This window comes from Longimycelium tulufanense (genome assembly GCF_014645795.1).
In the GTDB taxonomy this organism is placed as follows: Bacteria; Actinomycetota; Actinomycetes; order Mycobacteriales; family Pseudonocardiaceae; genus Longimycelium; species Longimycelium tulufanense.
Genome location: NZ_BMMK01000004.1, coordinates 26,827 through 53,149 on the forward strand (window position 1 = coordinate 26,827; position 26,323 = coordinate 53,149).

The window sequence follows — 26,323 nt, forward strand, 5'->3', positions numbered from 1 at the left end:
GTGGCCGGCCGGACGAAGTTGGGCGCTGTCCTCGTGTCGTTGTTCGCCACACTCCTACTGGCCGGACCGGTCTCGGCGGCTCCCGCCGTCACCGTCACCCCGCTGCCGAACGCGCACGCGCACAACGACTACGAGCACCAGCGGCCACTCTTCGACGCGCTGGACCGAGGCTTCACCAGCGTCGAGGCGGACATCTACCCCACGTTCGGCAAGCTCTACATCGGGCACTACCCGTGGGACGTGCGCCCGGACCGCACCCTCCAGTCGCTCTACCTGGAACCGCTGCGGCAGCGGGTGGCCGCCAACGGTGGCCGGGTGTTCCCGGGATGGGACGGCGAGTTCCAACTGCTGGTCGACGTGAAGGACAACGAGCGCGACGGGTACCGGTGGCTCGACCAAGCCCTGCGCGACCCACGCTACGCCGACCTGTTCACCCGCTACGTCAACGGGGCGGTGTGGCGGGGGCCGGTCACGGTGGTGATCAGCGGTCGACAGGCCCGCGACCTGGTGGCCGGCCAGAATGACCGGTACGCGTTCCTCGATGGCAACCCGGCTGACCTCGGCACCGGCGTGCCGTCAACGTTGATGCCCTTGGTGAGCGCCGACTGGAACACGTTGTTCCGCTGGCGCGGTGTGGGGCCGATGCCCGAGGAGGAGCGCGCCCGGCTGCACCAGTACGTGGCGACGGCGCACGCCGAGGGCAAGCGGGTGCGGTTCTGGGGGACGCCGGACGGCCCCGCCGACGATGCGACCGCTCGTGACGATCGACGCTCCTGCACGCTCCCGGGCCACGCCACTGGCACGAGCGAGGTTTCCGCTCCGGTCCCCGTGACCGGACCGAACTGCGACTGGGGAATGCCGGGCAGCACCCGGGACACGACCGCCGATGCCGCTGGAGAAGCGCGGCTGGCGGTGTGGCGGGAGCTGCGCGCGGCCGACGTGGACCTGTTGGGCTCGGACGACCTCGACGGGTTGGCCGCCTTCCTCACCTCTGACCGATCCACCGCATTGGCCCGTTCGCGTTAACACCCCCGTCATGTCCGGCCCCTAGGGTCGGGCGACCGATCATCGGGGCGGGCTTGGCCCACCCCTCACCCGCAGGGGACGGCCTTGATCCATCGGGAACGGCGCCGGCGATCGATCAACCTCCCCCGGCATCGATCCAGCACCCGCCGGCCGCCACCCGAACCAGTGGATCACAAACGACAAAACGAACAAAACGATCATTCCGGTCACGCTCTGTGAGTACGCTCACACACACTTAGCGTGCTCAAGAACATGCCGGACGTCGTAATTGACGTGAGCCAAGCCTCACCCAGAGTGATCGATCTCAGCTTGGAAACGGGCCGATAACGGTGGCCTGATCAGCGAAAACAACCGGGATCGTGAGTGATTCACGCGTTGTTACTGTGACCATGGTCACGGCCCGCGGGGTTCGCAAAACCGTTCGCGGTCACTTAGCGTCGCTCTCCGGTCGGCCCCGACCGACTGAGCAAGGAGCTGGAGCCCGTGCACCGAACCCTGTCCAGCGGGCTCCTAACCCCGAGCGAAACAACCGGACAGGGGCGGGGGAACCAACCGCCGGGCGCCCGACCAGGCGCCCTTGGGGTGAAGCCGGCGCGAGCCGGCCGGGCTGCCCTCAGCCCGAACCCGACAGCTCACCTCGCAGGTGCGGTACGGAGAGGGACATGGCTTCTTACCGAGGCAAGCATCGCAAGCCGTCCGCCGCCAGTAAGCACGTCGCGCGCCTGGCCCTCGCCGGCGTCGTGATCGGCACCCCCGTCGCCATGGCCGGCACCGCCCAGGCCGCCCCCGAGTCCACCTGGGACCAGCTGGCGCAGTGCGAGTCGAGCGGCAACTGGAGCATCAACACCGGCAACGGGTTCTCCGGCGGCCTGCAGTTCACCCCCAGCACCTGGGCCGCCTTCGGCGGCACCCAGTACGCCCCGAGCGCCCACCAGGCCACCCGCGAGCAGCAGATCGCGGTTGCCGAGAAGGTCCTGGCCGGCCAGGGCTGGGGCGCCTGGCCCGCCTGCACGGCCAAGCTGGGCCTGAGCGGCCGGCCGGCCGCGGCCCCGAAGGCCGCCCCGAGGAAGCAGGTCGCCCCGGCGCCGAAGGCCGCCCCGAAGCCGGCGGCTCCGGCCCCGGCCGCGCCGCCGGCCCCGCAGGCGGGTGGCGACTACACGATCGTCTCCGGCGACACCCTGTCCGGCATCGCGGAGAAGTTCGGTGTCAACGGTGGCTACCAGGCCATCCAGGCGCTGAACGCCGAGAAGATCCCGAATGCGGACCTGATCTACGCCGGCGACACCATCAAGCTGCCCAAGTGAGCCAGCTGATCGGCCAGCGCTGATCGATCGTGATCGACGCTCGGCCAAGCGTGCAGTCATGCGCTTGGCCGAGCGTCGCGATCAAGCACTGTGGTCGAGTGGTGTGTCCACCCGGATGATCAGCGGTGTGATCGAGCCGCACGGTCGAGCTTCGTGGTCGAATGGCTGATCCGCGGATGATCAACACGGTCAGCGAGGCCCTGGTCGGGTCGACGTCCCCCGGACCCGACCAGGGCCTCGTCACACCCTCGACACCGCTGCCACTTCACGCCGAAGCACCGGCTCACCCCACACCCGTCGGGCTGCCTGCCGCGCATCGGCGGCATGGTCTCAGGGGCAGTTGACCCATTCCTCGGTGCCGTCGGCGAACACCTGGCGCTTCCAGATGGGCAGTCGCCGCTTGAGTTCGTCGACCAGCTCGGCGCAGGCGGCGAACGCCTCCTGCCGGTGTTCCGCCGCGACCGCGCACGCGAGCGCGACGTCGCCGACGGCGAGCAGCCCGAGCCGGTGGCTCACCGCGATGGCCCGCAATCCGGGGTGCCGGCCGGCGACCTCGTGGGCGACCTCGTCGATGACCGCGCCCGCGCCCGGGTGGCCGGTGTACTCGAGCTCGCGGACACCACGGCCGTGGTCGTGGTCGCGGACGACTCCGTCGAACGTGACGACCGCGCCGGCACCGCGGTCGGCGACCAGCCGTGCGTGTTCCTCGACGTCCAGTGGCGTGTCCACGATCACGGCCCGCACCACCTCGGCGGGGTCGCGGCGCACCGGCCCGTGTGTCTGGTGCCCGTGGCCGGTGCTGGCGTGGTCTCCCCCGCCGAGCTGGTCGACCGCGTGATCCAACACCCCGGCGAGCACGTCGAGACCATCCCGGACGCCCCCGGTGGAGCCGGGCAGGTTGACGACGAGGGTGCGGTCGGCGACGCCGGCCACCCCTCGCGAGAGCACGGCGGTCGAGACGGCGGACAGCCCCGCGGCGCGGATGGCGTCAGCGATCCCGGGCACCTCGTAGTCGAGGACGGCCCGGGTTGCCTCGGGCGTGCGGTCGGTGGGGTTGATGCCGGTGCCCCCGGTCGTGATCGCCACGTCGACCCCGGCGACCACGGCGTCGCGGAGGGCGTCAGCCACCGGATCCCCGTCGGGGACCACGACCGGCTCGCCCACCTGGTACCCGCGCTCGCGCAGCCACTCGACGATCAGCGGCCCCGTGCGGTCGGGGTAGACGCCCGCGCTGGCTCGGTTCGAGGCGACCACGACGCGTGCGGTGCGCTCCCGGCTCACCTGTCCTGCGGCCTGGTCCACGTGTCCCCCTTCCCGCCCTCCTTGCGCTCCACCCGCACCGCGTCGAGCACGGCCGCCGGGTCCACGGCCTTGACCATGTCGTGCAGGGTGAGCCCGGCGACCGCCACGGCGGTGAGCGCCTCCATCTCCACCCCGGTACGGTCGGTGCTCCGCACGGTGGCCGTGATGCGCACCTCGCCGCCCTCCGCGACCAGGTCGACCGTGACGCCGGAGAGGGCGATCGGATGGCACAGGGGCACCAGGTCGGGCGTGCGCTTGGCGGCCATGATCCCGGCAATGCGGGCCGTGGCCAGGGCGTCGCCCTTCGGGAGCCCGTCCCGGCGCAGCAGCTCGACGACCTCTTCGGTGGTGTGCAGGACACCGGTCGCCACGGCGCTGCGGGCGGTCGGCTCCTTCCCGGAGACGTCCACCATGCGCGCGGCGCCCGAGGCGTCGACGTGCGTCAACCTTTCGCCCATACCGCGATGCTAGATGGCTGACTGTGAAGGGCATCACCCGACCGGCGCAGCCGGCGCGGCGTCGGGAAGCCAGGCGTCCGCGCCGAACACCTCGTAGTGGAGTCGCTCCGCGGGGACGCCGCGCCCGAACAGGCCCGCCTATAACCCGATGAGACGGTCGGTCAGCCGAGGGTCCCCATACAGGACCCGCATCGCCGGGTTGCCTTCAGTGCGGTGTTCCCGTGGGTGGCCGCTGCGGGCAGTTCCTTACTGATCTGGCCCCACAGTCCTGCCGCCGGGTTGATGATCCACCCCCACGTTGGGGGCGCGATGTCGGATTCCGACAGGTGGCCACAGGCACCGGGGATGTGAGCGCAGCCGCTCTCGTGGATGAGGATGGTGTCGGGCTGGAAATGCTGTCGGCCTCCCGTCGCCCGGGTACGCCCCATGGCCCGGTCCGGGATGTGGCAGGCGCACCCTGCCCCCACCGGGAGGTCACATCTCTCGCACCTGATCATGCGGTGCTGTATATCGACTACCGGTCGACCGCCCACCGCTTTAGGGACCACTCGTTACGAGTGCAAACGAGGTCTGTGAGGTGTCAAGAACCGGCGCCCGAACACGACCAGATCATGCTCTCCGACCGCGAGCATGATCCCTCAGCCATCCCGCGTCCTTGGTGTGGTCGGCTTCCGCGGTGTTCGGAAGCCCACCACACCAGGATCACGGGCAAGCTCAGCGGGCGGCGGTGGCGAACACCGGGTAGTGGTCGGAGTAGTCGGTGTAGCTGTACTCCTTGCCCCAAGAGGTGACCGTCCACTTCGGAGAGTGGACCATCCGTGTCTCGTTGCCCCAGCGGCTCGGGCCGGCGTGCCCGGACAGCAGCAACACGTGGTCGAGCTGCTGGCGCGCGTGGTCGGGGTACCGGTCTGCCGTGATCGAGTTCGTCTGCGGGTCGAAGGAGTAGGGGTGGCCGCTCGTGACCTCGGGCGCACGTGCACCCAACGCGCGCAGGGCCTCGCCGAACTCGCCCGAGTGCCGGTCGATGTTCAGGTCACCGGCGACCACGACGGTCTCGTTCGCCGGGATGTTCTTGGACCGCACGAAACCGGCGATCTCGGCGATCTGCTTGGCCCGCACCGACACCTCGCCCTGCGAGCATCCCGTGTCGTCGGCCTGCATGTGGGTGCCGATCACGTGCACCGGGCCGGCGGGCGAGTTCAGCCGCACATACACGAACCCCTTGTTGGCGTGGAAGTCGGCGCCGCAGGCGTCCTTGTAGACGTACTGGATCTGCTCGGCGATCGGCCAGCGGCTGATCACGGCGACGCCGCCGTCCTCGACGACCGTGTCGGAATACGAGCCCATGGTGGCGTCCCACCCGCTGCGCGAGCGACCCATGACCGGTGTCTGGTGCGGATAGGTGTCCGCGAGGCTGGCCAGCAGCCGGTCGGAGGATCCGTTGTCGAACGCCTCCTGCAGCACCACCACGTCCTGCCCGTCCAACACGCCCTGCGAATCAATGAGATCCGCGCGCGTCTGCTGGCCCCAATTGGGATAGATGGTCCGCGAGAACAGGAACACGTTGTAGGTGGCGACTTTCAGGTCCGCGGGAACGGCGGATGCGACGGGTGCCGTCGATAACGTCAGGCCGATAACCGCCAGCGCGAACAGGATGGGAACGACTCGTGATCGCATGGCGGAGAGCGTCGTTCGCCTGTGCGGCCAGACGAAGATCGGCAGATGGCGTCGCGATGAACGTCGACTTACAGGAATGCCCGGGAGAACGCTTGGCAGGCGGTAGGTGGGAGAGCGGCGGAGGGCTCCACCGCATCCCTCCGCCGCTCTGGCCAGCTCAGTCCAGGTCTAACGTGCCGTTCTTCACCTGGGATAAGAAGGAGGAGAAGGCGTCGCGACCAAACGCCAGCACCGGACCGGCCGGGTCCTTGCTGTCCCGCAGAGCCACGCCGCGGCTGAGCGCAGCGACCTCTACGCAGTTCTGCAACTCGCTGCTCCGACTGCTCTTTCGCCACTCCATCACATCATCTCCAAACGACTTACCCGATCCGATATGAACTTTAGGGACTCGGTCACGCCCATCGCGATGCCGTCCATCATCGCTTGCGCAGCCTCGTAAGCATCCACGTCCTCGGGTCGATGCAGGAACATCCCCGAAATTCGATTCTCAAGGCACACGATGGGATCGGAGTCCGAAAACCTGAATATCGTGAAGGCTCCCTCCATCGCCGGGTACCAGTCGGCCTCCAGCGGGATCACACGGATCCCTACGGATGGCCACGTTGCCGCCTTGAGAAGGAAACGGAGCTGCTCGGTCATAGCGTGAACACCGCCAACCACCGTCCGCAGGGCCGCCTCGCCCACCATAGCGATGAACCGCAGCGAGTCACGCTCCAATACGGAGCGGCGGCCGAGCCGGATTGCGACACGAGTCTCGACCTCGGCTGGCGACTTGCCACTTCTGGCCATGATCGCGCGGGCGTAGTCAGCCGTCTGAAGCAGGCCAGGTACCAACAGCGGCGTCACTTCGGTGATATGTGTTGCGGTCCGCTCGAACTCGCAAAGTGCTGCCAATTGCTCCCGCTGGGCAGGCATCCCGACTGACACCCACTGCGGTCCGTCCGGCCGCCTGGCAAGCGCAAGTATCTCCTCTCGCCTGCTCCCACTGACACCGACAGCGGCCAAGTAGGTAGCTACGTCCTCAACCTTCGGGGGTCGTGCGCCCGACTCCCAGTGGCCGATGGGCGCGTGACTCTGCAACTTCAGCTTCTCCGCAAGCTCACGCATGGTCAGGCCGGCTTCCTTGCGCGCCTGCCGGAGCTGTGCGCCCAACGCACGCGCCCGAGGTGTGCTTTTGTAACTGCCCACGGGACGCAGCCTAGCCCTGCTCGGGGGCAGGAGATCCGCCCGATCGAACGATGGCGCGATCTGTAACCGGTCGACACGATGTACCCGTTACAGCGTCTGTACCACATCCAGATCCGATCATCGGCCGGGCAGGAAGTGATCTTGATGGGCGACTCCTGGCGGAGCATGGCGAACCCGCATCGGGTGAGCTATGTCCGCATCGTCAAGGGCCGGCGCCTTCGCGTCTGCTCCGAGGTCGTTGACGACTACGGCTTCTACCTGGGTCTCACCCGGAAACTGGACGTCTGCGAGAACGCGGCGGCCTACGCCGCCGCGTTACTCGAGGACTCGCTGCACCAAGCCAGCTCCAGCCATCTCCGGCACCCCGGTCACTGGCTCGTCATCGTCGACCGGATCAACCCCGACGGCTCCGAACGTCGGGTCTGCGTCACCGATGTCGAGGTCCTGCCCAACCTCAGGGTCCAGATGCGTCGGCACGCCCACAGCCGGGCGTGCCGTTGCGATCGGAGAAAGGAAATCGCGTGATCAATCTCGTGGTGTTCGGTGTCCTCCTCACCCTGACCGGCGCGACCTTCCTCTACCTGGAGTATCACTACCGCGCGGCCACACCGACCGGGGAACACGCGCCCAGAGACGGCTCGGTCACCGTGCAACGCCTCATCGATCGCCTCAACAACGACCTGGTTGCGGTCACCGCCGCGCGCGAGTTCCCCGGCCGGCCGACAGCGAGTCTCATGTGGACTCAAAAGTCGCCGAACCAACGGCTTGAGTCGCCGTCGGCGGGGTGGCCGTGGTGATGATCCCAAGGTGGAGGATCGTGTTGGACGTTCCGCTCTCCTGGGCGAGAGCGAGCGGGAACTCGTGGGAGAGCTTCACCGAGAGGTTCCCGTCCTTGTCGGTCATAGGGGTGTCGGTGTCGAGAAGGACCGTTGGGACGGGAAGACCCACCGGAGTTCCCGGCGCCACCTTCACCGCAATGTTCACACCGATGGCCGCCACCGCCGCCTGGGTGCTGGGCGGCAACCCCGTGCAGTTGGTCACGCTGGTGTAGGTGATCTTCTGGGTCAGGGGGAGCGCACCCGGGACCGAGGATGGGTTCTCGATCGTCGTGGAGCACTTCGGTTGGGCATGTGCCGCGGGGGCGTGGACGAGCCCCTGACCGACGAACAGCGCGGTGCTCAACAGCGTGAGCGCCGCGGCGTACATGAGGAATCTGCGAAGTTGAATGCGGAGCGTTTCCATGAGCAAGACCTCCATGGCGGCAGCGGACGGCCGCCGCGTGAGCTGCACTCGTCATTTCCCTTCTGGCGTCGTGCCTTCTACTCATAAGACGCTCGAAACGCTCCGAACACGCAACAAAATCTTTGTTTCCGATCTCCCCTGAGCACGGGACACCTAGCCGAACTCCGTGGTATGTCGCGCATCGCGGACAGCGCGGTGCACCCGGTCGGCGTTGCCGGAATCGAGCAGGGTGGTCAACGGCTGGGTCCAGTCGACCCCGGTGGCCGCGAGGTGCCTGGCCATCCGGCGAAGTTGCGGACAGGACTGCGGGTCGTGTGGTGGTCCGCTGCCGGCCAGTGACCAGCCCGAGCCGGCGTGGACGAGGACGAATCGCCCGGTGAACATCGTGTCGTAGCCACGACTCCGGCCCTCGTCCTGCGTGCGGGGGCGACGGGTGACCTCCGGCGCGAGCAGCACCCCGGGGGCTGCGGTCGTCTCCGCGAGCGCGGTCACCACCCCGCGGGAAAGCATGATGCGAGCCGGAATCATCTGCACCGGCTCCTGTCCGACGGGAGCCCACTGTCTGCCGTTGTTGCTTCGGTGGCCGTCACGAGAGCTGTGGTCGCGGGCGACGTCGGCCAGCAGGGCACAGATGTCGGCCATGCCGCCCAGGTGGTCGGCCCGGCTCCGGTCACCGGTGCGCCCGGCGAGGTCGGCGTCGGTGGCGAGCGCGGTGCTGAGCTGGGCCAGGACACCACCCATCTCGGCGAGGTCGTGGGTGGCGTAAAGCTGGCGCATCGCCTGGCCGTGCAGCACGCCGGCGCGTCGGATGCAGCGTCCCGCGTCGGGAGCGCCGAACGGAAGGGATTCGGTCTTGGTAACGGACATCATGGTGCTCCGGTGGGTGCTCTTCGCGTGATGGTCGGGTGGGTGGTGCCGGCGGCCAGACCCCGAAGGTGACGTCGCGCCCGGGTGAGATGGGACTCGACGGATCTCCGGGATAGTCCAAGTTGGACGGACGCCTGCTCCGTGGTCAGCCCGTCGGCCAGCGCCCAGCAGACCTGTTGCGTCACCGGGGGCAGCGCCGACAGGTGGTCGACGAGCCACCGCGCCAGCTGGCGGTCGGCCACCGCCTCGCCGGGATCGGGGGCGACCGGGGCGTGAACCCGTCTGAGCGCCGCCCGCTCGCGTTGCGCGCGCCGGTGCCGGTCGACGAGCTGGTGCTGGGTGGCGACGGCCAGCCACGCCTCCACCCGCTCGACCTCGCCGTCTCCCCGCGCCAGCCGAGCCAGCATCTTGACGAGGGAGTCGTGCACGCAGTCCTCGGCGTCCTGCCGCGGGACGCCGGCGGCCTCGTAGCGCCGAACCACCTGGTGCACCGCGTGTGCGAGATCATGGGAGTTCATGTCGACCTCCGTGGCACCGGCCCGCCGGCCCCGTGACCACTGTCCCCCCACATAGGTGACACCTGGGCGAGTGGGTCTAATTAATTTGGGTGACCCAAACGGTCACTGCGCGTGATAATCGTGACTCAAGAACCCACGAATGTAATTGTTACCGGGCGTAACGCCCTAATCGTGTGAATTACCGGGGAACGCGGGAAATGATCGCGAGACGATCTTTCGGCACCGGCCCGGCGTAGCCCAGGAGCGCAGCAAGCTTCTCCTGGCTCAGTCGGTTCAGTCGGCGGTAGGTGCGGAGGATGTTCCGCAGGTCTCGGGTTGCGAGGGCAGCGCTGGCCTCTGGTGCTGACCAGAGCCACACGGATGGCGTCAGTCGGCGGGCTGGAAACGGGGGCGGCTCACGGTTCGCTGTTGCGTAGCACGTGGGGCACACGTGGTCGAGGGCAAAGCGGCTCAGCTCGGCACCGCACGACTCGCACCGTCGGCCCGCCATGGTCTATTCGACCAGTTCGGGGGCGTGCTCTCGGAGACGGGCGAACCAGTCGCGATCGACCGCTTATAGCCGTCAGGCATGTTCAGCGCGGGTACCTCATACTCCCCAAACAACCCGACTTCCTTGTGCTCATGGGAGAGGACCGGCTCGGTCGTGGTGTCCGGACAGCAGCCGTAGGTCACGATGAACACATCTTTTTCCACAGTGGCGATGTGGTACATCCACGAATCCAAGATCGGCCCCGTGGTGACCTTCCACTGGGTCTCTTCGGTGATCTCCCGCGCTAAGCACTCTTCGGGAGTTCGCCCGGCTCGATCCTGCCGCCTGGCAGTTCCCACTCCTCACGCTCGTTCTTGAGCAACAGCACCTTGCCGTCACGGACGACAACGCCCTTAATGGAGATCGGGAAGGCGCGCGGCACGTAGTCGGGCTGAGACACCGGCAACTCCTTTGGGCACGGGGCACTCACCGCGAACGTAGCAGCGTGTGCTCCGGGACGCTCTCAGCCGCCGCGCGATGACGTTCGGCCGCAACGCACTGACTTACGACCGTGCCCCTTTGAGCAGCAAAGATGCTATTGCGGTGCCCCTTAACTCTCCCCGGCCTTCGGGCACGGGAACAGCAGCAAGGAAACCAGTTCAGGCGCCGGCCTGGAGTACGGCGGCGCGGACGGCTTCCGCGACGGCGGGCGCGACGTGCGGGTCGAACACGCTGGGCACGATGAAGGACGCGTTGAGCTTCTCCGCATCCACCACATCGGCGACCGCGTTTGCCGCGGCGACGAGCATGTCGTCGGTGATCTTGTGCGCGTGCGCGTCCAACAGCCCGCGGAAGACACCCGGGAAAGCCAGCACGTTGTTGATCTGGTTCGGGTAGTCGCTGCGCCCGGTGGCGACGACGGCCGCGTGCCGCTGCGCTTCCAGGGGATCGATCTCCGGGTCCGGGTTGGCCAGCGCGAAGACGATCGGGTCCTTGGTCATGGTCGCGACCTGGTCGGCGCCGAAGAGGTTCGGCGCGGAGACACCGATGAAGACATCAGCGTCGACCAGTGCCTTGTGCAGGTCGCCGGTGAGGCCGTTGCGGTTGGTGTTGGCGGCGATCCACTCGCGGTTCGGGTCGAGATCGTCTCGTCCACCGTGGACAACGCCGCCAACGTCCACGGCGACGACGTCGGCGGGCTGCTGCTTCAGTAGCAACCGGATGATCGCCGAGCCGGCGGCACCCACACCGCACACCACGATCCGGCAGTCCTCGATGTTCTTGTTCACCACGCGCAACGCGTTGCGCAGCGCGCCAACAACGACGATGGCCGTGCCGTGCTGGTCGTCGTGGAAGACCGGGATGTCGAGCTTCTCCCGCAGCCGGGCCTCGATCTCGAAGCAGCGCGGGGCCGCGATGTCCTCCAGGTTGATGCCGCCGTAGCTGGGGGCGATCAGCTCCACGGCGCGGATGATCTCGTCGGTGTCCTGGGTGTCCAGACACACCGGCCAGGCGTCGACGCCGGCGAACTTCTTGAACAGGGCGGCCTTGCCCTCCATCACCGGCAGCGCGGCGGCGGGCCCGATGTTGCCCAGGCCGAGCACGGCGGAGCCGTCGGTGACCACGGCCACCGTGTTGCGCTTGATGGTGAGGCGGCGCGCGTCCTCGGGGTTGCTGGCGATGGCCTGGCAGACCCGGGCGACACCGGGCGTGTAGGCGCGGGAGAGGTCGTCCCGGTTGCGGATCGCGATCTTGGCGTTGACCTCGATCTTGCCGCCGAGGTGGACCAGGAAGGTGCGGTCGGAGACCTTCCGTACGGTCACGCCGGGCAGCGCGGCCAGCCCGTCCTGGATGTCCTGGGCGTGGTTGGCCGACAGCGCGTTGCACGTGATGTCGACCACGATGCGGTCGGTGTGCGACTCGACCACGTCGAAGGCGGTGATGACGCCGCCGACCCGGCCGACCGCGCCGGTCAGGTCGCCGGCCGCACTGGCCGACGGCGGCGCCTCCAGCCGGATCGTGATGGAGTACCCGGGGCCGGGAACCGGCATCTCACCCTCCTGGCGAGTCCTAAGCTGCGCTGCTCGGATGGCCTTTTCGCCAAGATAGGAGCCTAACTCCCGGCCCGGGACCGACCGCATCCGCCCAATACGGAACGGAAGAGTTCTTCCGCGTTGTGGATCAGCGGTTGATCTCGGTGACGGGGTGCCGGTAGGGCAGCTCGTCGCTGGGCAGCGGGAAGGTGACCTCGCCGTAGGGCGACAGCGCGCCCTGCAGCGGGCTGGCCAGCTCGGTGACCGGGTTTTCGCCGTTGGGCAGGTCCGGCCAGGTGGGGTCGGTGCGCTCGGTGCGCCGGGCCTTGGCCACGGTTCCTCCTCGTTGCGTCCGGGCCCGCGGGGCGGGCGCCTACGGTTCCAGTGTGCCTGATCCCCTACGCCGCTCCCGCCGGACGTGACCCCGGATACCGTGGTAGCGATGGCCGGCACGTCTCTCGTGGAATGGCTGCGGGCGCAGGACGACGACGCGCTCGCGGCCTTGTTGCGCGCCCGCCCCGACCTGGCCACCCCGCCGCCGGCGGACACCACGGTGCTCGCCACCCGGGCCGGCATCCGGGCCTCGGTGGCCCGCGCCTGCGAGGACCTGGACGCGCTGACGCTTGCGGTCCTGGAGGCCCTGCTGGTGCTGGATGCCGACCGCGAGCCGACGAGCGTGCTCGCACTGGCCCGACTGCTGGGGCGCGGGGTGCCGATGACGCGCCTGCGACCCGCCCTGGCCACGCTCCAGCGGCTGGCCCTGGCCTGGGGCTCCGACGAGGCGATCTCGGTACTGCCCGCGGCGCGGGAGGCGGTGGGTGCCTTCCCCGGTGGCCTGGGCCGGCCGGCTCCCCCGCTGGACGAGATCGACCTGGACCGGGAGCTGTCCGGGTTGGACGAGGCCGAGCGGGCCCTGCTGGAGAAGCTGGCCGCCGGCCCACCGGTGGGCCGGACCAGGGACGCCGGACAGGTGGTGTCGCTGGAGCGCGCCACGACACCGGTGCAACGCCTGTTGGCCAAGGGGCTGTTGTTGCGGCGGGACGCCGAGACCGTCGAGCTGCCCCGGCAGGTCGCGCTGGCCCTGCGCGGGGACCGTCCACTGGGGACAGCCGAGGTGCAGCCCCCGGCCCTTCCGACGACCGCGCAGGATCCGTCCACAGTGGATGCCGCGGCCGCCGGCGAGGCGCTGAGCCTGGTGCGGCACATCGAAACCCTGATCCGGGTGTGGTCCGACGAACCCGCGCCGGTGCTGCGCTCCGGTGGGCTGGGCGTACGCGAGCTGCGGCGGCTGGCCCGCGGGCTGGAGGTCGACGAGCGGCGGGCCGCGTTACTGGTCGAGGTGGCCGCGGGCGCCGGGCTGGTGGCCGACAGCGAGGGCGCCGAGCCGGAGTGGACGCCCACCACGCTGGCCGACGGCTGGCTCGCCGCCGCGCCCGAGCAGCGTTGGGCGACCCTGGCCGCGACCTGGCTCGAGTTGCCTCGGCTGCCCGGGCTGGTGGGCCTGCGCGACGAACGGGACCGCCTGGTCAACCCGCTCTCCGACGAGGTCCGCCGGCTGCCGGCGGCCCGGGAGCGGCGACGCGTGCTCGCGGTGCTGGCCGACCTGGAGCCGGGCACGGCGGTGCGCCGCCCGGAGGCGGTCGCGGCCGTGCTGGCCTGGCGGGCGCCCCGGCGGGGCGGGCGGCTACGCGACGATCTCGTGCGCTGGACGCTCGACGAGGGCACGGCCATGGGCGTGGTGGCGCTCGGCGCGCTGAGCGGTCCGGGCCGCGCGCTACTGGCCGCGGACGACGAGGGTGGTCCAGCCGACGCCGCCAAGCGGATGGCCGAGGCACTGCCCACCCCCGTCGACCACGTGCTGGTGCAGCCGGACCTCACGGTGGTCGCGCCGGGCCCCCTCGAGCCCGAGCTGGCCGCCGACATCGCACTGGCGGCGGACGTCGAGTCGACCGGCGGCGCCACCGTCTACCGGGTGAGCGAGCGCAGCGTGCGGCGGGCGTTGGACGCCGGCCGCACCTCGGCGGAGCTGCACGAGCTGTTCTCGGGCCGGTCGCGCACCCCGGTCCCGCAGTCGTTGACCTACCTCATCGACGACGTGGCGCGGCGGCACGGCCAACTCCGGGGTGGCGCGGCGGCCTCGTTCCTGCGGTGCGACGACCCGGTGCTGCTGGCCGAGGTGTTGGCCCAGCCGATGGCCGGCAAGCTGGAGCTGCGCCGGATCGCGCCGACCGTGCTGGTCAGCCCGCTGGCGTTGGTGGACGTGCTGGACGGGCTGCGGGAGGCGGGGTTCGCCCCGGCCGCGGAGGGACCGGACGGCCGGATCCTCGATCTGCGGCCCCCGGGACGGCGGGTGCCCGGGCGGCGGCCGCAGCGCCGGGCGCAGGGCCCGACCCGCCCCAGCGACGACCAGCTCACCTCGCTGGTCCGGCAGATTCGGGCGGGGGATCGCGCGGCCGCGGCGCCACGCGGCGCCGCGGTGCGGGGCGGTACCCCCGCCAGCACCTCGGCGACATTGGCCCTGCTGCGCGGGGCGGCCCGGGACCGGCGCAGCGTGTGGATCGGCTTCGTCGACTCGCACGGTGTTGCGTCGCAACGGATCGTGGAGCCGGTCAACGTGGGCGGCGGTGTGCTGGAAGGATTCGACCAGGCGCAGGGCTCCGTGCGGAGGTTCCCGCTGCACCGCATTACGAGCGCCGCCCTCGTCGAGGACGATCTCGAACGGTAAAGTACGGGCATGGCCGTCGACGAGCTTGAGCGACAGGTACGCAGTCTGCGGGTCGAGCACGCCGAAACCCGCTGGCTGTCGCTCCGGGTCGACAACGACGTCAAGGAACTGCGCGACGACATGCGCCAGGTGCGCAGCACCCTGGACGAGCACACCCGCAGGTTCGACTCGCTTGACGGTCGCCTGGACTCGGTCGACGCGCAGATGCGCTCGCTCACCCAGATGGTCGGCGAGGTCCTCCGAAGGCTGCCCGAGCCCGAGCAGTCCGACGACTGACCGGGCGGGCAGCTCCCGGCTCTGTTGACGTTCACGGCCCTGGTGCCTCGCGGAGGAAGGCGTCGAGCACACCATCGGCAATCTTGATCGGACCCTGTTCGCGGGTGGTGCCGGGACGGGTACGGATCTTCTCCGCCTGCGTAGCCAGGTTCCTCATCTCGGCGAAGCGGGCTTGGGCCTCGCGCTCGTTCCCACCGACGCGGGCGTCGAGCGCGTCGCAGGCGGAAGCGAGTGCCTGCCCCCAGATCTGCAACGCGTCGAGCCACGGCTCGATGTCGCTGACGAACCTCGAATCAACCACGCCCTTCCGGATGGTCGCCGGGGCGTCGGTCATGCGTTTGGCATATGAACGCAGCTCGGCAATGGCTTCCTTACGGTCACTGGTGGCCCACTTCGTGCGGAAGATGTCCAGGCGGCGCTTCAGCTCCGGTGCCGGGGCCTGCCAGATCTCTCCGGTCCAGCTCGCCGCGTAGTGCTCGACGTCGAAGAGAACCCGCAGCGCCTCCGCCGTCGCCTCGTCGCCACCGGCGAGGAACTCGGCGGCGTTCCGTAGGGACCGCTGTGGGTCGTATCCCTCGGGATTCCAGGTGAAGTCGGCGGCGGTGAAGAGTGCCGGCTTGCTGGCGGAAGCCTGGTTCATCGGGTTGAGGACGAAACCGGCCAGTTCGTCGGTGGTTCCGCTGTCGCGCTTGTCGTAGGGCGCGAGCAGGAGCCGTCCCTTGGTTTTGTCGAAGTCGTTGGCCGGGTAGTTGTCCCACAGCAACACCTTCCGCCCCCACACCGCGCGCGCCTGGCGCGCGTCTTCGGTGCTGATGGCGGCGGGCAGCACGTCGGTCCCAGTCCACATGACCTGGATCCGGGGGTCCAGTTGCTCGCGGAGGGCCTGCTTGTAGGGGGACTCCCGCACCTCGCTGTACTGGACGGGAACCATCCGCACTGGCCGCGTTCCGTCCAGGGTGTCGAGAAAGTCACGCTGGATGGCGTTGAGCAGGTCCGCCTGCGCCATGCCGGCAGTCGCCTCGGACAGCACGCCGTATCGCGCGATGTCCTCGGAGCAGCCCCATGTCGGTAGCGGGTAGGTGTCGTCGAAGGCGATCGAGAAGTCCCGCACGCCGAGGTCGTGGACGGTACGCATCTTCTGTCGCAGTGCATCCCTGTCCCTCGTGCTGCTGTAGCACACGGACTGCCCGGGCGAGATCGCGAAGGTGAAGCGCACGTGATTCCTGCGGGCCTGCTCGACGAGCTTGCGGAGCTTCTCCCTCTCGTCCGGCGGATACGGCTCGCGCCACCGGTCCCGGTGGTAAGGGTCGTCCTTCGGGGCGTAGAGGTAGGTGTTCATCTTCATGGCCCCGTAGAACGCGAGCTGATCCAGGCGTTCGGTGAAGGACCAGGACCGGCCGTAGAAGCCTTCGACCACCCCGCGCAGGGGCGCGGCCGGATAGTCGACGATCGAGACGCCGGGAATCTTTCCCCCGCCCGCCAACTGAAGGAGGGTCTGCGCGGCGTAGTAGGCGCCCGAGGAGTCGTTGCCGGCCAGGACCACCAGCCCGCCGTCGTCGCGCTGCTCGACGGTGAGCACGTATCCCTCGTCGGGAAGCGGTGCCGTCACGGTGACATCGGCGGCCTTCAGGGATTGGGTGACCATCGGGTCGTCGGTCGTCCCGACGATTACGGTCAGTGCGGTGTTTCCGGCGTCGTTCCCCTGTTCACCGGAGTCCACGTGCTGTGCGCCGGCTGATTCGAATGTCCTGCGGACGAGTTCCTTCGTCGCCTCGTCGACACCCTGCCCGGTGCGCAGTTGGACGCGTTCCGGAATCGGGATGTCGGGGCTGGTTCGCCGGATCTGTCGGGGTTTGGGGGTAATTGCGGGCAGGTCCTCGGGCTCGCTGGCGGTTTTCGCACCGACGAGGGCGGGCCGCGGTGGTGGCGGGAAGCCGCCCGCCGCCTGGTTCGGACCGCACCCCGCTACCAGGATCAGGGCTGCCGTGCCGAGCACGCCAGACGCGGTACGGCGCGTGGTTCGACGCATTGCGACTCCTGCGGGACCGGAGGGTTGGTGCGGCTCAGCGGATGTCCCGCGGCGTGGCCGGAATCGGCCGTGCCGTCAGGTACAGCCAGCGGCCGACGAGCAGGAGCGCCACCAGCCAGCTGTTCGGGACCAGCAGGAAAAGCGAGGTTCCCAGGGAGGAGTACGGCGCCTTCAGTGGGAGCAGCAGCCAGTACCACAGGGCGCTGAACCCGGAGATGAGGAGGGCGGACAACGGCCAGACGAGGGTGGCGAGCACCTTGGTGCGGAGGTTCCAACAATGCCGGGTCCACAGCGCCACAACGCCGACCACCCAGCCCACGACGGGCACGAGGAAACCACCGAACAAGACAAGGACGATTACCCAGAGTGGCGATTGCTGGCCGGTTCCGGACGCAACACCGGCTGGAACCGGGCGGTCAGTCGTTCCGCTCTCCGAAACCAAGGCTTCTCCCCCGTCTGCACGCACAGTGACTATAAGCCGAGTGTATACGCGGAATTTATAGACTCCCGGGAACGGAATCGCCGGACTTGTGTCGCTTCGGCAACCAGGACGGACAAACCGGAGAAACGGGAGATAGGGGCACGCGACATCTCTCCCGATCATGCCCAAAAAGTGACGGACCGCACGCCGGAGAGTGGAAAACGCGCGCCCTGGCCAGATCATGTCGGCCTGGATGACATTCCGCGGCCACTCGCGCACGCTGCGGGATCAACCGGAGTGGTTCCCGAAACGCCACACCGCGCTCGGCGAGGCAGGCAAGGGTCTGGGCACGGGGTGCGGGCGGCTACGGAGCGAACCCATCTCGGCGTGGCCAGCCCACGCCTCGTGCGCCACTGCCCGGGCCCCGCGACGTGTGGGGAGTCGCTGGGGCGGGGAGGGCATGGCAGAAGGGCGGCACGGCCGGGCCAGGTGGGCCTTCCGGCCGGTGCTCGAGTCACCCGCCCCGGACCCGCATCTGCCGGTCGCCGAAGGTCCTGCTGCCAAGCCCCCGGGGAGAGCACGAGATCTGGTCCCCGAAGGGCAGTCGCCGCAATCAGTGGCCTGACCGCCCACCGCGGCACATTGTCCAGGCGCGTTCTGACGGGTCAGGCGTCCGGCGCGGCCGGTGCCCGCCGCCTCACCCATACATCCCGGCTGGTCGCGGGCCTCGGCCGCGCCCGGCGCGAGCGAACGTCCGTCCGGCCCCCGGCGCCAGCCTGTGGACCGCGGATGACCGACAGCCGTGAGGCGCGGCGCCCCGCGGCTGTCGGCGACGAGCTCCTCAGCCGGCCTTGACGGTCATCCACTGCCGCATCGCGTGCTCCACCAGCGTGATCAGGGTCTGCTTGGTGGACTCGCGGGTGCGCGCGTCGCACGTGACGATCGGGACCGACTCGTCGATCGTCAACGCGTCCCGCACATCCTCGACGCGGTGGTGCAGCAGCCCGTCGAAGCAGTTGATCCCCACGATGTAGGGCAGACCGCGGTCGTCGAAGAAGTCGATGGACGCGAACGCGTCGGCCAGCCGCCTGGTGTCCACCAGGACGACCGCGCCGATGGCGCCCTTGACCAGGTCGTCCCACATGAACCAGAAGCGGTGCTGGCCGGGGGTGCCGAACAGGTACAGGATGAGGTCGCTGTCCAGCGAGACACGCCCGAAGTCCATCGCGACCGTGGTGGTGACCTTGCCCGGCGTGGCGGACAGGTCGTCCACGCCCACGCTGGCCTGGGTCATGACCGCCTCCGTCGTGAGCGGGACGATCTCGGACACCGAGCCGACGAAGGTTGTCTTGCCGACACCGAACCCGCCCGCCACGACGATCTTGGCCGAGGTGGTCGCTTGCCTGGTGTCCGGACGGTTAGAGCCTGCGGAGCCCACTGAGCACCCTCTCCAGGAACGCCAGGGACGGCCGATCCCCCGTCACGAAGCCGCCCTCGTGAATCTGCACTAAGCCGAGACCGGCCATGTCGCCGATCAACACCCGCACCACCCCGAGCGGGAGCCGTAGGTGCGCCGCGATCTCGGCCACCGAGCGGGTCTCCACGCACAACCCGCAGATGGACCGGTGTTCGGGGAGCGCGGTGGCCTCGCGGTCCAGGCCCCGCTCGCTGGTGGAGATGAGGGCCTCGATCGCCAGGTCGTAGTCGGGCCGGGTGCGGCCCCGGGTCCTGGTGTAGGGCCGGACCAGGGATCCGACCTCCTCCACCGGCTCGGGCGCTCCCGCCGAGCCCGGTGCCATGGACCACTCGTTCACCGGCCGCGCCGGACGCGCGTCCGGCGGCGGATAGTCCGGCACACCGCTGGTGCCGAACAGGTCCGCACCGGGGCCACCGAACAGCCCGCTGCCGTAACCGTCCATACCGGTCGGCGCCGGCACCTCGTCCACGGGCTCGGACCCGCGCTGCCGCGGCGGCTCCGGCTCGTCCTCCTCGGGGCCGAGGTAACCGTCGTAGCGGAACCCGCTGGCGGCCCACTCGCGGTAGTTGAAGCGATCGTCGCCGTAGTCCGGACCTGCGTTCACCGCACCGTCACCCCCTACTGGCCCGCTCACTGGCGCACATTGCCGTGCAGCTGCGCGCGCAGCTCCGGCGTCAACTGCTGACCGACCCGTTCGACCAGCAATGTCATCTCGTAGGCCACCAGACCGATATCGCAGTTCGGCGCCGCGAGCACGGCCAGGCAGGAGCCGTCGCTGACGGACATCAGGAACAGGTAGCCCCGTTCCATCTCGACCACGGTCTGGGCGACGGTGCCGGCCTCGAAACACCGGGCGGCACCCTGGGTGAGGCTCACCAGGCCGGAGGCCACGGCGGACAGCTGCTCGGCGCGGTCGAGGGGAAGTCCCTGGGACGCGGCGAGCAGCAGACCGTCCGCGGAGACCACCACGGCGTGCGCGACGCCGGGCACCCTGCGGACGAAGTCCGTGATCAACCAACCGAAGCTGCCAGGCTGCTGGACGGACGCGGTGGTCACTCGTGCTCCTCGTCGTGACGGCTCTGGGACGGATTGGGGGTCTCATCGGCCGGTGGCCGGTCGTCGAGCCGGTGCCGGCCACGACGCAGACCCTGCTGGAAGCTGGACAACCGGCCCCGCACCATGTCGGCGGAACGGGGTGGTGTCGGCAGCAGCGGCTTGCTGGGCTGTTGCTGCTGGCGGGGCGCTGCCGAGCCGGGCACCAGGTGTGCCTTGGGCACGCGCTTGGGCAGGCCGGCGGAGGTGACCCCGTCGCTCTTGGGGGTCAGCAGCTCCTTGGCCTTGGCCCACCCCTCGTCGCCGGAACCCCAGCTGGAGTTGTTCTGCGGGGTGGCCGGGGACGACGGGACCGAGGGCACCGGCGGCTGGTCCGGCCGGGGCCGGCCGAGCCGGGTGCTGGGCCGGGACGGCGCCGGGCGGGACGGCGCCGCCTCCGCCGCGATGTCCTCCGGCCGGCGCGGGGTGCGCTTGGGCAGCGGTTCGGCCGGCTCCGGCTCCGGGGCCGCGGCCGGGGGCTCGGCGGGCTCTCCGGAGCGGCCGAGCGAGGCCAGCGGGTCGGGCCGCGCGCCGGCCGACGACTTCGGCGAGGAGTTCTCGTCGGTCACCTCGTCGGCGACGCTCTGGAACCACTGGGTGAGGACCGCCTCGTAGATGGGCAGCCGCTCGGTCGGCGCGTCCACCACCTCGTGCACGCCCTCCTGGCTCGTCCCGACGGTCCACCCCGCGGTGGCATCGGCCGCCCCGGTCTGGGCGGCGGGGAGGGGATGGCCGGCGGCGATCTCGGCGGCGTCCATGGTGGCGGTCTCCGCCTCGGAGGCCGACCAGAAGAGGCTGCCGGGGCTCTCGGCCGGGTCGCACCGGCCGTCGGCGTCGGCCAGCTCCAGCTCGAGCTCGGGCCGGGAGTCCGGGCCGGACTCCGGCCAGCGCTCGGTCGGCGCCCCGTCGGCGGATACCTGGGGCACCGCGGCCGGGTCCTGCACGCCGTCGCCGGTGGTGAAGCTGACCGGCAGCGTGAAGCTCGTGGGCGCCTCGGTGACGGCCGGCTGCTCGCCGGTGCGCGGACCGGGGTCGGGCACCGCGGGTTGGCCGCCGGTGGTCTCGTTGCGGCCCGGCGGCGGGAGGAACCCCGGCTGGGTGCCGGTGAGCGGTGGCATGGTGCCGCTGCCGGAGGGCAGCGAGCTGGGGCCGGGGTCCGGGCTGAGCTGCACCAGCAGCTCGCGCGGCACGGTGACCAGCGCGATCAGGCCGCCCTCGAGCTCCTCGGAGCGCAGCCGGACCTTGATGTCGTGTCGCTTCGCCAGCCGGGCGACCACGTACAGGCCCATCCGGCGGGACACACCGACGTCGACGCGGGGCGGGTCGGCCAGCCGCTCGTTGATGACGGCGAGGTCCTCGTCGGGCATGCCCACGCCGCGGTCGGTGATCTCGATGACCAGCTCGGAGCCGCGGGTGCGCGCGGTGCGCACGCTGACCCGCGAGCTGGGGTCGGAGAACGCGGTGGCGTTGTCCAGCAGCTCGGCGATCAGGTGCACCAGGTCGTTGACGGCACGGCCCTGGACCGCCAGCTCCGGGGTGGGGGCGACGTCGACCCGGGCGTACTGCTCGACCTCGCTGACCGCGGCGCCGATGACGTCGGAGACCGGGATCGGCCGGCTGAGCCGGCGGGTGAGGTCGGTGCCGGCCAGGACCAGCAGGTTCTCGGAGTTGCGCCGCATCCGGGTGGCCAGGTGGTCCAGCTCGAAGAGGTGGCCGAGCTGGTCGGGGTCCTGCTCGTCCTGCTCCAGCCGGTCGATCAGGGACAGCTGCCGCTCGACCAGCGTCTGGCTGCGCCGGGAGAGGTTGACGAACATCGCGTTGACGTTCGCCCGCAGCAGGGCCTGCTCGGCGGCCAGCCGGACCGCCTGGTTGTGCACCGCGTCGAACGCGCGGGCCACCTCGCCGATCTCCTCGGTGGAGCGGACCCGGACCGGCTCGACCTTGACCTCGGGGACCTCGTTCTCGGCGTCGCGCATCCGCTGGATGGCCTCGGGCAGCCGGGCCCGGGCGACGTCGAGGGCGGTGACCCGCAGGACGCGCAGCGGGCGGAGCATGGCGCGGGCCACGATCAACGTCACGCCCAGGGCCAGCAGCAGGGCGGCGAGCACGAGCGCGGCGTCGCGCAGCGCGTTGCCGCGGGCCTCGTCGGCGAGCTCCTGGGACTTGACGCGCAGCTGCTGGGCCAGGTTCTTCTCGACGTCGCGGACGAGCTGCGTGGTGACGGTGGATGCCTTGTCCCACAGGTCGGCCTGGAAGCCGAGGCCGGTGCTCTGGCTGGCGCGGGCCAGCGCGGCCTGCTTGATGCGGGACCGCTCGTCCACCTCCGGGCCGCTGACCTTGTCGGTGAACAGGACGTTCTGGTCGGGGGTGGCGGCGTTGATGAACTCCTCGCGGGCCGCGTGGAACCGCGCGTCGGCGTCGCGGACCTCCTCGATGTCGGCGGGCAGCAGCGTGTCGTGCGCCGCGCCGACCAGCAACAGCGCGTGTTGCTCGGCGACCTGCTCCTTGGCGCGGCCGACGGCGTCGGCGGCGCGGGCCGTCTGCGCGATCTCGGTGCCGGCGGTGGCGTTGGCCGCGGCGTGGTTGGCCTCCAGCAGCGCGTCGATGATCTCGGTGTAGTTGGCCACCACCGCGGTGTCGGGGTACTTGCTGCTCAACGCGGCCTGGCGGAGCGGGCGGACGCTGGAGAGCCGGTCCAGCGCGCGGCGGAACGGCTCCTTGACCGCGCTGTTGGTCTGGTCCAGCGCGACCGCGGTGCTGACGACCTGGGAGATGGCGTTGTCGACCTTGGCGGTCTGGCTGTCCATGGCGCTGCGGTCGCCGTCGCGGCCGTTGGCGACGTAGGCGGCGACGAGGTTGCGCTCGCCCTGCAGGTCCTGCACCAGCTCGGCGGTGCGCTCGGCCAGCTCGACGTGCCGGACGTACTTGTCGAACTGCTCGGCGTTGTCCAGCTCGGTGTCGATCCGCATGCCGGCCAGCACGACGGCGGCCGCGGCCGGGACCAGGAACACCGCGATCAGCTTGGTGCGCAGCCGGAAGTTCTGCAGCCTCCAGCGGGACCAGCCGGACGGGCGCGGGCGCCGCGGATCGACGGCATGGTCCGGTGTGGACTCGGGTGTCGCGGAGGACTCGGCCGAGGAGCGGGGGTGGGTCTCCTCGTGTTCGGTGTGGTGGTCCTCGAACGGTCCCGCCGAGCCGTCACCGGCGTTGACCGAGGGGGTGGTGTCCTGACGGGCCACGGTTAACAGGTCCTCCACGTCGCACCAGCGCCCACCCGGGCTGCGGTGCGGTTCGACAGAGCCGGGTCCAGCGCTGGTCCGGCGGTCCGGGGCGGCGGCGAGCCGGCCCGCGCGGGCCTTGTGATGTCGGGGTTTCTCGATGTGTCGGGGGTTGTCGTGTCGGGGGTCGTCGGGGGTCGGTCGGGCGCGCCGGTGCGCCCGCGTGCGGGTCTGGGTGCCGGGAGCCGGCCAGCTAAGGCTGACCCGCCCCGCTCCGGGGTTGGCCGGGCACCCGCTGCCGCAGCCGTTGGACCAGTCATCCCACTCCTCGGTCTGCTTCGCGTGGCGCCGGACACCCCAGACGCGGCGGAGTGTACTCACCCCCGGCAACCCCAACGGGTGACTATCCACCGTTCGGGCGCAGCAAAGCGCGGGGTGCTTGCGCTGTCAACACGCCCTGTTGGGAATACCACACCGCGTCTAGGGTGTTCGCCGCCACTCATGGCGCATAAACAACTACACAGAGTTATCTTTACGAGGGGTGCAATGATGCTTCGACGTGACGGCGCCAGATCGGCGTTACGTCCGCTTCGCCTGCTCACCGGGGTCCTGGCGGCGATCACCGCCCTCGTCACCCTCAGTGGCTGTTCCCTTCTCGGCGACCGGTCCGACGCCAGCGGGCCCACCCGCAACGGCCTGGAGAAGTCGCGGGTGGTCGTCGGCGTGCTGCCGGTGATCGACCTCGCCCCGCTCCACCTCGCCAAGAAGGAGGGCTACTTCGACGCCGAGGGCCTGGACGTGGAGCTGCAGGTCACGCCGAGCGGTCCCGAGGCGCTGAACAAGATGATCGGCGGCGATCTGGACATCGCGTTCAGCAGCTACCCGGCTTTCATTGCCGCGCAGGCGAAGAAGGTTGCCGAGGTGCGGATCGTCGCCGAGAGCTATGCGGCCAAGGAGAACACGATGATGCTCATGGCCGGGAGGGACTCGCCGATTCACAACCCGCGCGAGGTGTCCGGCCGCCGGGTCGCGGTGACGAGCACGGGCAGCATCTCCGACCTGAGCGTGAAGTCCGCGGTGAAGACACTGGGGGGCAAGCCGGAGACGATCCAGTTCGTGCCGATGGCGTTTCCCCAGATGGAAGCCGCCCTGGACCGGGGTGACGTGGACGCGGCGTTGCTGGTGGAGCCGTTCATCACCAAGGCGTCCAAGAACATCGGCGCGCGGCCGGTCCTGGACGCCGCATCGGGCCCGACCGCGGAACTTCCGCTGGCGGGCTACGGCGCGACCGCGGAGTTCGTGGCGAAGAACCCCAAGACGGTGGCGGCATTCCAGCGGGCACTGCTCCGGGCACAGCGGGAGGCCGAGCAGGACCGCACCAAGGTGGAGGCGTTGTTGCCGGAGTACGCCGGCATCGACAAGGAGACCGCCTCGCTGCTGAAGCTGGGGAGCTTCCCGTCGAGCCTGGAGCCGACCCGGTTGCAGCGGGTCCCGGACCTGCTCAACGCGTTCGGCGTCATCGATCAGCGGATCAACGTCAAGGACATGATCGTGCCGTTGCCGCACTGATTTTCGTGGTCCGGTCGGCCGCCCGGGGTGCCCGCGCGGCCGACCGGACCCGTTGGTTGCCCGTCGACTGAGCGCCGACATGTGCCGATGTGTGCCGTCCCAGTCCAGATCTCAGTCCAGACCGAGGTAGTTCTCCGCGAACGAGGTCGCGTAGCTCGGCGAGGTCAGCAGGTGTTCCAGCCGGGCCTGCGCGAGCCGGGCGCGGAAGGACCCCGAGCCCTCCGCGGGCGCGTGCACCATTTCGGTCATCCAGCGGGAGAACTCCTGGCAGCGCCACACCCGGCGCAGGCAGGTCTGCGAGTAGGTGTCCAACAGGTCGGAGCGACCCTCGCCGAGGTGCGCGACCAACGCCTCGGCGAGCCGCTCCGCGTCGTGCATCGCCAGGTTCATGCCCTTGGCACCGACCGGGGTGATGATGTGCGCCGCGTCGCCGGCGAGGTAGAGCCGGCCGTAACGCATCGGTTCGGTGACGTGGGAGCGCATGTCGAGGACGCGCTTCTCGATGATCGGCCCCTCGGAGAGCTGCCAGTCGCTGTCGGTCACCGCGAACCGCTTCCGCAGCTCCGCCCAGACCCGCTCGTCCGGCCAGTTGCCCACGCTGTCTTCGACCGGGCACTGCAGGTAGAACCGGCTGACGGTCGGCGTGCGGAGCATGTGGCCGGCGAAGCCGTCGGGGTGGCTGGCATAGATGAGGTACCTCGTCGACGGCGGCGCCTCGGCGAGGACGGCCAGCCAGCCGATGCCGTGCTGGTAGCTGTGCTCGGTGATCTCGCCGGCCGGGATGCTCTGCCGGCTCACCCCGTGGAAGCCGTCGCAGCCGGCGACGAACTCACACTCGATCCGGTGCCGCTCGCCGGTGGTCTCGTCGGTGTAGGTGACCGTGGGCCGCGACCCGTCCAGGTCGTGCAGCTCGACCTCGGAGGCATGGAACCGCAGGTCCCCGCCCGCGGCCAGAAAGGCGTCGACGAGATCGGTGACGAGTTCCTGCTGCGGGTAGATGTAGTGCTGCCGCCCACCGTAGAGCTCCGCATAGTTGATCAGGTGCCGACGACCGCCAAAGCGGAATTCGCACGCACCGTGCGTATCACCCATTCGGAGGAGACGGTCGGCGAGCCCATACTTGCGCAACATTTCCACCACGCGGTGCTCGATCATGCCGGCACGCGGGCGGGTCTGGATGTACTCCCGGGTGTGGCGTTCCAGCACGATGCACTCGACACCCGCTTTCCGCAGCAGGTTGGCCACGGTGAGGCCGGCTGGGCCGGCGCCGATGACGGCCACCTTGGTCGTTTTGACACGCTCCGGGATCCCCGGATCAGCCGGGGTCGGCTCGGGGGAGTGATCGGGGGTCTGCACGCCACGGAAGGTATCCGATGCCCACCTATAGGATGTTCCGCAGTCGGGTTACTTGAAGTGACAAGTAGTGACTTTT

The 26,323-nt window shown here is 69.9% G+C and carries 26 protein-coding genes and 1 riboswitch; of the genes, 7 read left to right on the plus strand and 19 right to left on the minus strand.

What is annotated here, in order from left to right:
• Together IEY55_RS06300 and IEY55_RS06305 are read left to right on the plus strand one after the other, a co-directional pair.
• Positions 1-1,026: a phosphatidylinositol-specific phospholipase C/glycerophosphodiester phosphodiesterase family protein gene (locus IEY55_RS06300; RefSeq protein ID WP_189054923.1), complete on the plus strand. Its 1,026-nt coding sequence runs from the start codon at positions 1-3 to the stop codon at positions 1,024-1,026.
• 497 nt (positions 1,027-1,523) lie between these two features.
• A riboswitch (cyclic di-AMP (ydaO/yuaA leader) is annotated at positions 1,524-1,687 on the plus strand.
• A 1-nt stretch (position 1,688) separates the two neighbouring features.
• Entirely contained in the window at positions 1,689-2,330 is a 642-nt protein-coding gene (locus IEY55_RS06305; RefSeq protein WP_189054925.1) for a LysM peptidoglycan-binding domain-containing protein, read from the plus strand.
• Between the two features lie 330 nt (positions 2,331-2,660).
• Here the strand turns inward: IEY55_RS06305 and IEY55_RS06310 are convergent, their stop codons facing one another.
• The 5 genes from IEY55_RS06310 to IEY55_RS06330 form a co-directional block, all read right to left on the minus strand.
• Positions 2,661-3,632, minus strand: coding sequence for a molybdenum cofactor biosynthesis protein MoaE (locus IEY55_RS06310; protein ID WP_229686112.1), 972 nt, complete (start codon positions 3,630-3,632; stop codon positions 2,661-2,663).
• On the minus strand, positions 3,608-4,090 hold the full coding sequence (moaC, locus tag IEY55_RS06315; RefSeq protein ID WP_189054926.1) for a cyclic pyranopterin monophosphate synthase MoaC: 483 nt from the start codon (positions 4,088-4,090) through the stop codon (positions 3,608-3,610). The genes IEY55_RS06310 and moaC overlap by 25 nt, the downstream gene beginning before the upstream one ends.
• Before the next feature lie 714 nt (positions 4,091-4,804).
• Entirely contained in the window at positions 4,805-5,767 is a 963-nt protein-coding gene (gene sph, locus IEY55_RS06320; RefSeq protein WP_189054928.1) for a sphingomyelin phosphodiesterase, read from the minus strand.
• 157 nt (positions 5,768-5,924) lie between these two features.
• Entirely contained in the window at positions 5,925-6,107 is a 183-nt protein-coding gene (locus IEY55_RS06325) for a DUF397 domain-containing protein (RefSeq protein WP_189054930.1), read from the minus strand.
• A complete protein-coding gene (locus IEY55_RS06330) occupies positions 6,107-6,955 on the minus strand; it encodes a helix-turn-helix domain-containing protein (RefSeq protein ID WP_189054932.1) in 849 nt (282 codons plus the stop codon). The genes IEY55_RS06325 and IEY55_RS06330 overlap by 1 nt, the downstream gene beginning before the upstream one ends.
• 144 nt (positions 6,956-7,099) lie before the next feature.
• On the opposite strand from IEY55_RS06330, the gene IEY55_RS06335 reads away from it, so the two are divergent.
• Both IEY55_RS06335 and IEY55_RS06340 read left to right on the plus strand, forming a co-directional pair.
• On the plus strand, positions 7,100-7,480 hold the full coding sequence (locus IEY55_RS06335) for a hypothetical protein (protein ID WP_189054934.1): 381 nt from the start codon (positions 7,100-7,102) through the stop codon (positions 7,478-7,480).
• Positions 7,477-7,752 carry a hypothetical protein gene (locus tag IEY55_RS06340; RefSeq protein ID WP_189054936.1) on the plus strand — a complete coding sequence of 92 codons (276 nt, stop codon included), beginning with the start codon at positions 7,477-7,479 and terminating at the stop codon, positions 7,750-7,752. Before IEY55_RS06335 ends, IEY55_RS06340 begins: the two co-directional genes overlap by 4 nt.
• Here the strand turns inward: IEY55_RS06340 and IEY55_RS06345 are convergent.
• From IEY55_RS06345 to IEY55_RS06370, 7 genes are all read right to left on the minus strand, one after another.
• Positions 7,688-8,212 carry a hypothetical protein gene (locus IEY55_RS06345; RefSeq protein WP_189054937.1) on the minus strand — a complete coding sequence of 175 codons (525 nt, stop codon included), beginning with the start codon at positions 8,210-8,212 and terminating at the stop codon, positions 7,688-7,690. The genes IEY55_RS06340 and IEY55_RS06345 overlap by 65 nt on opposite strands.
• A 138-nt stretch (positions 8,213-8,350) precedes the next feature.
• Positions 8,351-9,067: a hypothetical protein gene (locus tag IEY55_RS06350; RefSeq protein ID WP_229686113.1), complete on the minus strand. Its 717-nt coding sequence runs from the start codon at positions 9,065-9,067 to the stop codon at positions 8,351-8,353.
• Complete coding sequence (locus IEY55_RS06355; protein ID WP_189054941.1) at positions 9,064-9,582, minus strand: RNA polymerase sigma factor; 519 nt, start codon at positions 9,580-9,582, stop codon at positions 9,064-9,066. The genes IEY55_RS06350 and IEY55_RS06355 overlap by 4 nt, the downstream gene beginning before the upstream one ends.
• A 450-nt stretch (positions 9,583-10,032) precedes the next feature.
• Positions 10,033-10,410, minus strand: coding sequence for an NUDIX domain-containing protein (locus tag IEY55_RS06360; protein WP_229686114.1), 378 nt, complete (start codon positions 10,408-10,410; stop codon positions 10,033-10,035).
• On the minus strand, positions 10,356-10,511 hold the full coding sequence (locus IEY55_RS33270) for an NUDIX domain-containing protein (protein ID WP_229686115.1): 156 nt from the start codon (positions 10,509-10,511) through the stop codon (positions 10,356-10,358). Before IEY55_RS33270 ends, IEY55_RS06360 begins: the two co-directional genes overlap by 55 nt.
• A gap of 199 nt (positions 10,512-10,710) precedes the next feature.
• A complete protein-coding gene (locus IEY55_RS06365; RefSeq protein WP_189054943.1) occupies positions 10,711-12,102 on the minus strand; it encodes an NAD-dependent malic enzyme in 1,392 nt (463 codons plus the stop codon).
• A 130-nt stretch (positions 12,103-12,232) separates the two neighbouring features.
• Positions 12,233-12,418, minus strand: coding sequence for a hypothetical protein (locus IEY55_RS06370; RefSeq protein ID WP_189054945.1), 186 nt, complete (start codon positions 12,416-12,418; stop codon positions 12,233-12,235).
• 108 nt (positions 12,419-12,526) lie between these two features.
• Here IEY55_RS06370 and IEY55_RS06375 point away from each other — a divergent pair, with 108 nt between their 5' ends.
• Positions 12,527-14,809 (plus strand): helicase-associated domain-containing protein, encoded by a 2,283-nt coding sequence (locus IEY55_RS06375; RefSeq protein WP_189054947.1) that lies wholly within the window; start codon positions 12,527-12,529, stop codon positions 14,807-14,809.
• A gap of 9 nt (positions 14,810-14,818) precedes the next feature.
• Positions 14,819-15,085 carry a hypothetical protein gene (locus IEY55_RS06380; RefSeq protein ID WP_189054949.1) on the plus strand — a complete coding sequence of 89 codons (267 nt, stop codon included), beginning with the start codon at positions 14,819-14,821 and terminating at the stop codon, positions 15,083-15,085.
• 31 nt (positions 15,086-15,116) lie between these two features.
• Here the strand turns inward: IEY55_RS06380 and IEY55_RS06385 are convergent, their stop codons facing one another.
• From IEY55_RS06385 to IEY55_RS06410, 6 genes are all read right to left on the minus strand, one after another.
• Positions 15,117-17,114 carry a glycoside hydrolase family 84 protein gene (locus IEY55_RS06385; protein WP_189054951.1) on the minus strand — a complete coding sequence of 666 codons (1,998 nt, stop codon included), beginning with the start codon at positions 17,112-17,114 and terminating at the stop codon, positions 15,117-15,119.
• 34 nt (positions 17,115-17,148) lie between these two features.
• Complete coding sequence (locus IEY55_RS06390; protein WP_229686116.1) at positions 17,149-17,442, minus strand: hypothetical protein; 294 nt, start codon at positions 17,440-17,442, stop codon at positions 17,149-17,151.
• A gap of 934 nt (positions 17,443-18,376) precedes the next feature.
• Complete coding sequence (locus tag IEY55_RS06395) at positions 18,377-18,973, minus strand: GTP-binding protein (RefSeq protein ID WP_189054953.1); 597 nt, start codon at positions 18,971-18,973, stop codon at positions 18,377-18,379.
• Complete coding sequence (locus tag IEY55_RS06400) at positions 18,954-19,616, minus strand: DUF742 domain-containing protein (RefSeq protein ID WP_229686117.1); 663 nt, start codon at positions 19,614-19,616, stop codon at positions 18,954-18,956. Before IEY55_RS06400 ends, IEY55_RS06395 begins: the two co-directional genes overlap by 20 nt.
• Positions 19,617-19,642: 26 nt before the next feature.
• The gene (locus IEY55_RS06405; protein WP_189054954.1) at positions 19,643-20,068 is read right to left on the minus strand and encodes a roadblock/LC7 domain-containing protein; all 426 of its coding nucleotides are present in this window, start codon (positions 20,066-20,068) and stop codon (positions 19,643-19,645) included.
• A complete protein-coding gene (locus IEY55_RS06410) occupies positions 20,065-23,703 on the minus strand; it encodes a sensor histidine kinase (RefSeq protein ID WP_189054956.1) in 3,639 nt (1,212 codons plus the stop codon). The genes IEY55_RS06405 and IEY55_RS06410 overlap by 4 nt, the downstream gene beginning before the upstream one ends.
• Positions 23,704-23,871: 168 nt before the next feature.
• Here IEY55_RS06410 and IEY55_RS06415 point away from each other — a divergent pair, with 168 nt between their 5' ends.
• The gene (locus tag IEY55_RS06415; protein WP_189054958.1) at positions 23,872-24,891 is read left to right on the plus strand and encodes an ABC transporter substrate-binding protein; all 1,020 of its coding nucleotides are present in this window, start codon (positions 23,872-23,874) and stop codon (positions 24,889-24,891) included.
• 111 nt (positions 24,892-25,002) lie between these two features.
• Here the strand turns inward: IEY55_RS06415 and IEY55_RS06420 are convergent, their stop codons facing one another.
• Positions 25,003-26,247, minus strand: a complete 1,245-nt coding sequence (locus IEY55_RS06420; RefSeq protein WP_229686118.1) for a 4-hydroxybenzoate 3-monooxygenase — start codon at positions 26,245-26,247, stop codon at positions 25,003-25,005.
• Positions 26,248-26,323 lie beyond the last annotated feature (76 nt).

What these genes read in the sequence shown, in the direction of transcription:
- IEY55_RS06305 (WP_189054925.1), top strand. Translation starts at nt 1,689, where the DNA reads ATGGCTTCTTACCGAGGCAAGCATCGCAAGCCGTCCGCCGCCAGTAAG.
- moaC (WP_189054926.1), bottom strand. Translation starts at nt 4,090, where the DNA reads ATGGGCGAAAGGTTGACGCACGTCGACGCCTCGGGCGCCGCGCGCATG.
- sph (WP_189054928.1), bottom strand. Translation starts at nt 5,767, where the DNA reads ATGCGATCACGAGTCGTTCCCATCCTGTTCGCGCTGGCGGTTATCGGC.
- IEY55_RS06325 (WP_189054930.1), bottom strand. Translation starts at nt 6,107, where the DNA reads ATGGAGTGGCGAAAGAGCAGTCGGAGCAGCGAGTTGCAGAACTGCGTA.
- IEY55_RS06335 (WP_189054934.1), top strand. Translation starts at nt 7,100, where the DNA reads ATGGGCGACTCCTGGCGGAGCATGGCGAACCCGCATCGGGTGAGCTAT.
- IEY55_RS06345 (WP_189054937.1), bottom strand. Translation starts at nt 8,212, where the DNA reads ATGGAGGTCTTGCTCATGGAAACGCTCCGCATTCAACTTCGCAGATTC.
- IEY55_RS06350 (WP_229686113.1), bottom strand. Translation starts at nt 9,067, where the DNA reads ATGATGTCCGTTACCAAGACCGAATCCCTTCCGTTCGGCGCTCCCGAC.
- IEY55_RS06355 (WP_189054941.1), bottom strand. Translation starts at nt 9,582, where the DNA reads ATGAACTCCCATGATCTCGCACACGCGGTGCACCAGGTGGTTCGGCGC.
- IEY55_RS06365 (WP_189054943.1), bottom strand. Translation starts at nt 12,102, where the DNA reads ATGCCGGTTCCCGGCCCCGGGTACTCCATCACGATCCGGCTGGAGGCG.
- IEY55_RS06375 (WP_189054947.1), top strand. Translation starts at nt 12,527, where the DNA reads ATGGCCGGCACGTCTCTCGTGGAATGGCTGCGGGCGCAGGACGACGAC.
- IEY55_RS06380 (WP_189054949.1), top strand. Translation starts at nt 14,819, where the DNA reads ATGGCCGTCGACGAGCTTGAGCGACAGGTACGCAGTCTGCGGGTCGAG.
- IEY55_RS06385 (WP_189054951.1), bottom strand. Translation starts at nt 17,114, where the DNA reads ATGCGTCGAACCACGCGCCGTACCGCGTCTGGCGTGCTCGGCACGGCA.
- IEY55_RS06415 (WP_189054958.1), top strand. Translation starts at nt 23,872, where the DNA reads ATGCTTCGACGTGACGGCGCCAGATCGGCGTTACGTCCGCTTCGCCTG.